The following is a 4,778-nucleotide window of genomic DNA, read 5'->3' as shown; positions in this document are numbered from 1 at the left end:
TCTCACGGCATCGACACACCCACTCCGGCAACGACTTTCAGCCGCAATCACGACGGCGGCGATCACCCCTCAGCACTTATGAAACACGCCCTAGGCGCTACTTCGGATCGCGCTCGGGGAGGGGGCGTTCGATGATGGTGGGGCGGCCGAGCGGGTTGCGGACGCGGCGTTTGGCCGAGGAATAGACCAGGGCGGTTTCGGCGGCCACGACGTCCCAGGCGAAGTCGGCGGTGAGGCGTTCGCGCGCGGCGTAGGCGCGGTGTTGGGTGGCGGCCGGATCGTCGAGGGTGGCGCGCACCGCTTCGACGATGCCGTCCACATCCGCCGGTTCGAAGGATGCGCCTGTGACGCCGTCGATGACGGCCTCGCCGAGACCACCCGCTGTGGAGGTGATCAGCGGGGTACCGGCGGCGGCCGCTTCGAGTGCGACGATGCCGAAGGGTTCGTAGCGGCTCGGCAGCACGATGGCATCGGCGCCGTGCAACCAGCCGAGCAGTTCCTCGTGATCGAGTTGACCGGCGAAGGTCACCGCGCGCGCGACCCGATGCACCCGGGCGCGTTCGCGCAGCCATTCGAACTGGGTGCCGATACCGGCGACGGTCAGCGTGGTGCCGGGGTGGGCGCGGCGGATGCGTGGCAGTGCGGCGATCGCGTCCTGCACGCCCTTCTCGTATTCCAGCCGACCCACATAGAGCAGCCGTGGCGGACCGGTGCGCGGTGCCCGCGGCCGGAAAGTCCACGCGCCCACATCGATTCCGTTGCGGATCACCGTCATCGGTACCCGCTCGGGCCCGTAGAGTCGCTCCACCTCGTCCTGCATGGAGGTCGAGCAGGTGATCAGCGCGTCCGATTCATTGGCCAGCCACCATTCGACCGAATGCACCTGCTTGTTGACCCGACCCGAGACCCAACCGCTGTGCCGCCCGGCCTCGGTGGCGTGGATGGTCGATACCAGCGGCACGTCGTAGTACTCGGCCAGCGCGATCGCCGGATGCGCGACCAACCAATCGTGCGCGTGCACGACATCCGGGACCCAGCCGTCGCCGATGCCGGGTTTGCCGAGCGCGACACCCGCGCGCACCATGGCATGGCCCATGGCCAGCGTCCAGGCGAGCATGTCCTCGCCGAAGTCGAAACACGGCGGATCCTCCGCGACCGCTACCACCAACACGCCCTCGGCGATGTAGGAGTGGGTGGGATGGGTCACGGAGTCGGTGCCGGAGGGGCGGCGGGCGAGCACGACCACTTCGTGACCGGCCGCGGCCAGTTCGACCGCCAGGTGATGCACATGGCGGCCCAACCCACCGACCACAACCGGTGGGTACTCCCACGACACCATCAAGATTTTCATGAATGTCCTTATCAGGCGGAGTCTCGGTCCGCGATCGCCAGCCGCCGGGTGTCCAAACTCGGGAACAGCCCGTCGGCCGCCCCCCATCCTGCCGTCAACTGGTGTGCTTTGGCGACTTGGCCCGCCCCGACAGCGGCGGCGATTTCCCGCACGGCGTGGGCGTGTCGGTGCGCCCGGTCGCGTGCATAGCTGGCCGCGGAGTCCTTGCTGACCATGAATGCCCAGTCGCTGGAGACAGTGAGGATGGCTTCGCGCAGCAGTTGGTCGGCAACCGGGTCGCGCAGTGCGGGTCCGCCGTCCGCGGCCCGCATTTTGTCGACTGTATCCAGCGTGAGGCGGACGATATCTTCGTTCAGTTCCACCAGGTCTTTGACCTGGTCGCCGGCCCACACCCGCCAATCCTTACCCGAACCCCAGGACGAATCGGCCAGTGGGACCGGCTCGCCGACGAACCCGCGCGCTCTGGCATCGGCCAGCGTTCCGACGGTGACGCCCGCCTCGGGCAATGCCCGCAACACCTGGGCCAGCCACTGCGGACCCTCATGCCACCAGTGCCCGAACAATTCGGTATCGAATGCGGCGACGACCAGGGCCGGACGCCCGATACGCGCCGATTCGTCGATCAGCCGTTCGCGCACGGTCCGCACGAAATCGTCGACATCGCGGACCACCGCCGCGGCCGCCAGTTCCGGGTCGTACGGCGCCTTGTCCGGGCCGGCGACCGTCTTGCCGGTGACGCGGGCGGGCTTGAGACCCGTGGCATGGTCATAGTGATGAAAGTCACGGTAGGCGCTCTGCCCCGGATAGCCGGACTTGGGCGACCAAACCCGGTAGCTCACTTGCAGATCCCGCCCGAAGGCCACCACATCCGATTCCCGGACCGGGCGGCCCAAGGTGGTATCGCCACGCAATGCGGGTCCATCGACCATGAAATGCGTCACGCCCGCGGCCGCGTATCCGGTCTCCATACCGGGGGTGTAGCCGCATTCGGGCGCCCAGATGCCGGTGGGGGTGTGGCCCCAGCGCTGCCTGGCATCGATCAGCCCCTCGCTGAGCTGGAACGCGCGCAGCCGCGGGTGTAGCAGGGGCTGGAACGGGTGCGCGAGCGGGCCGCCGAGCAGTTCGATGGCCTCGGCGTCGATCAGCTGCCGCCACACCGGCGCCGCGCCATGGCGCCAGTGCAGTTCGAATTCCGCGAGTGCCGCCGCGGCCAGTCGGTGCTCATGTCTGCCGAGCGCGACATTGCCCGCCATCGCGGCTTCGTCGGCGCGCAGCTGCCAATTGCCGAGCCAATGATGCATGCCCGCAAGACAATGTGGATCATCGAGCTGGGCGGCGAGCACCGGTGTGATCCCGAGGCTGACCAGATGCGAATGCCCCTCTGCGGCAAGGGTTCTCAGTACATCGACGACCGGAAGGTAAGAGGCGGCCCAGGATTGGTAGAGCCATTCCTCGCCGACCGGCCAGCGGCCGTGGTGGGCCAGCCAGGGCAGGTGGGAATGCAGGACCAGGGTGAACTGGCCGGGAACTTCTTGTCTGCTCAAGGCTTCACCGCGATGGCGACCAGGTCGAGGCTCGCATCGATGTCCTCGGTGATCAGTGCGAAATCGTCGATGGCGACCGCGGCGACATCTGCGGTCAGCTCGGCGGGCCACGGCTGTCCGGCCAGCGCACGCTCGATCTGCGCGTCGATGAACGAGCCACCGTGCTTGGCGTCCAACGCCTTAAGGGTCGGCCCGTGGTGCACGCCGGTCATTAGCGTGACCCGGAAACCCGCGTCGACGAGCAGTTCGGTGAGTTCATCGGCATTGAGTTCGCGGGTGTGGAACGGGTTGAGCGGGGTATCACGGCCGGGGGAGAAGGTGATCCGGTTCGGCGTGCTGATCAGCAGTTCGCCGCCGGGGCGCAGCACCCGAAGGCATTCCCGGATGAACTGGCCCTGGTCCCAGAGGTGTTCGATCACTTGGAAATTCACCACGACATCGACCGACTCGTCCTCCAGCGGCAGCGCGGCGAGATTGCCCTGGATCATCTCCACCCGCGGGTAACGCGAGCGCACATGCTCGACCGCGCTTGTGTCGTAGTCCAGACCGATCACCTTGGTGGCGACATCGGCGATCATGTTCGCACCGTAACCCTCACCGGATCCGGCCTCCAGCACCGTTTTTCCGGCACACCGCTCGAGCAGGCGCGCATAGACGATCTCGTGCCGACGGAACCAGTAGTTCTCCTCGGCGATGCCGGGTACGGTCCGCTCGCCGGTCAGCGGCAACGGCTCCACGGCCGACTCGGGAGTAATGCCCGGGGTCGTGCCTACTGCGGCAGGGATCACAGCCTCGCTCATCGCTCCGACGTTACTGGTACTGAATATTGCGGGGCACCCGCACCCGGGGGATCCGCGCATTATCGCCAGGATCGCCGTTCTGAGAGCTGAGCCGCTAAGTTACCCATGAGTAACTTAACGTAGGGTAGTGTCACGCCCTGAGCTACAAACAAGGACGTACGGCGCAGCTCGTGCGACCACCACACACGTGTAACCAGAACAGGAGGTCGACGAAGACCGATGCCGAACATCGTCGTACTCATCAAGCAGGTTCCCGACACCTGGTCCGAGCGCAAGCTGACCGACGGTGACTTCACCCTCGATCGCGAAGCCGCCGACGCCGTCCTCGACGAGATCAACGAGCGCGCCGTCGAAGAAGCGCTGCTGATCAAGGAGGCCCAGGGCGGCGAGGTCACCGTGCTGGCCGCCGGTCCGGACCGGGCCACCGAGGCCATCCGCAAGGCGCTGTCCATGGGCGCCGACAAGGCCATCCACATCAACGATCCGGCGATCCACGGCTCCGACGCCGTGCAGACCGCCTGGGTGCTGGCCAGTGCGCTGGGCCAGGTCGAGGGTGTCGAGTTGGTCATCGCGGGCAACGAGGCCACCGACGGTCGTTCCGGTGCGGTCCCCGCGATCATCGCCGAGTACCTGGGCCTGCCGCAGCTGACGCACCTGCGCAAGCTGACCGTCGACGGCGACAAGATCACCGGCGAGCGGGAGACCGACGAGGGCGTGTTCAAGCTGGAGGCCACCCTCCCGGCCATCGTCAGCGTCACCGAGAAGATCAACGAGCCGCGCTTCCCCTCCTTCAAGGGCATCATGGCCGCGAAGAAGAAGGAAGTGCAGACCTTCACGCTGGCCGACCTGGGCGTCGACCCGTCGACCGTCGGTGTGGCCAACTCGGGCACCGCCGTCACCGCGGCCACCCCGAAGCCCCCGCGCACCGCGGGCGAGAAGATCGCGGACGAGGGCGACGGCGGCACCAAGATCGCCGCGTACCTGGTCGGTCAGAAGATCATCTGATCCCGCCCGAGACTGTGCCCGCGGTGTGAGTTCAGCGCCCGGAGGAGGTAGCGAAGCGTGACCACGCAGGGCGTAGCG

Annotated in this window: 4 protein-coding genes; 1 reads left to right on the top strand and 3 read right to left on the bottom strand. The window is 67.2% G+C overall.

The window, feature by feature from the left end:
- Positions 1 to 97: 97 nt before the first annotated feature.
- Genes AB0J47_RS40875 through AB0J47_RS40865 form a run of 3 tightly spaced genes read right to left on the bottom strand, consistent with a single transcriptional unit; the run spans position 98 to position 3,695 of the window.
- Entirely contained in the window at positions 98 to 1,351 is a 1,254-nt protein-coding gene (locus AB0J47_RS40875) for a glycosyltransferase family 4 protein (protein ID WP_364359653.1), read from the bottom strand.
- 11 nt (positions 1,352 to 1,362) lie between these two features.
- On the bottom strand, positions 1,363 to 2,895 hold the full coding sequence (locus AB0J47_RS40870) for a glycoside hydrolase family 57 protein (protein WP_364359650.1): 1,533 nt from the start codon (positions 2,893 to 2,895) through the stop codon (positions 1,363 to 1,365).
- Positions 2,892 to 3,695, bottom strand: a complete 804-nt coding sequence (locus AB0J47_RS40865) for a class I SAM-dependent methyltransferase (RefSeq protein WP_364359647.1) — start codon at positions 3,693 to 3,695, stop codon at positions 2,892 to 2,894. The genes AB0J47_RS40870 and AB0J47_RS40865 overlap by 4 nt, the downstream gene beginning before the upstream one ends.
- A gap of 219 nt (positions 3,696 to 3,914) precedes the next feature.
- Between AB0J47_RS40865 and AB0J47_RS40860 the strand changes: the two genes are divergently transcribed.
- Positions 3,915 to 4,700 carry an electron transfer flavoprotein subunit beta/FixA family protein gene (locus AB0J47_RS40860; protein WP_364359644.1) on the top strand — a complete coding sequence of 262 codons (786 nt, stop codon included), beginning with the start codon at positions 3,915 to 3,917 and terminating at the stop codon, positions 4,698 to 4,700.
- Positions 4,701 to 4,778 lie beyond the last annotated feature (78 nt).

Source organism: Nocardia sp. NPDC049737 (assembly GCF_040674755.1).
Taxonomy (GTDB): Bacteria; Actinomycetota; Actinomycetes; order Mycobacteriales; family Mycobacteriaceae; genus Nocardia.
The sequence above is the reverse complement of the archived record's forward strand: the minus strand, read 5'-3'. Positions and strand labels throughout refer to the sequence as shown.

Bases quoted from the DNA above. Each gene is read 5' to 3' on its own strand.
- AB0J47_RS40875 (WP_364359653.1), bottom strand. From the start codon at position 1,351: ATGAAAATCTTGATGGTGTCGTGGGAGTACCCACCGGTTGTGGTCGGT.
- AB0J47_RS40865 (WP_364359647.1), bottom strand. From the start codon at position 3,695: ATGAGCGAGGCTGTGATCCCTGCCGCAGTAGGCACGACCCCGGGCATT.
- AB0J47_RS40860 (WP_364359644.1), top strand. From the start codon at position 3,915: ATGCCGAACATCGTCGTACTCATCAAGCAGGTTCCCGACACCTGGTCC.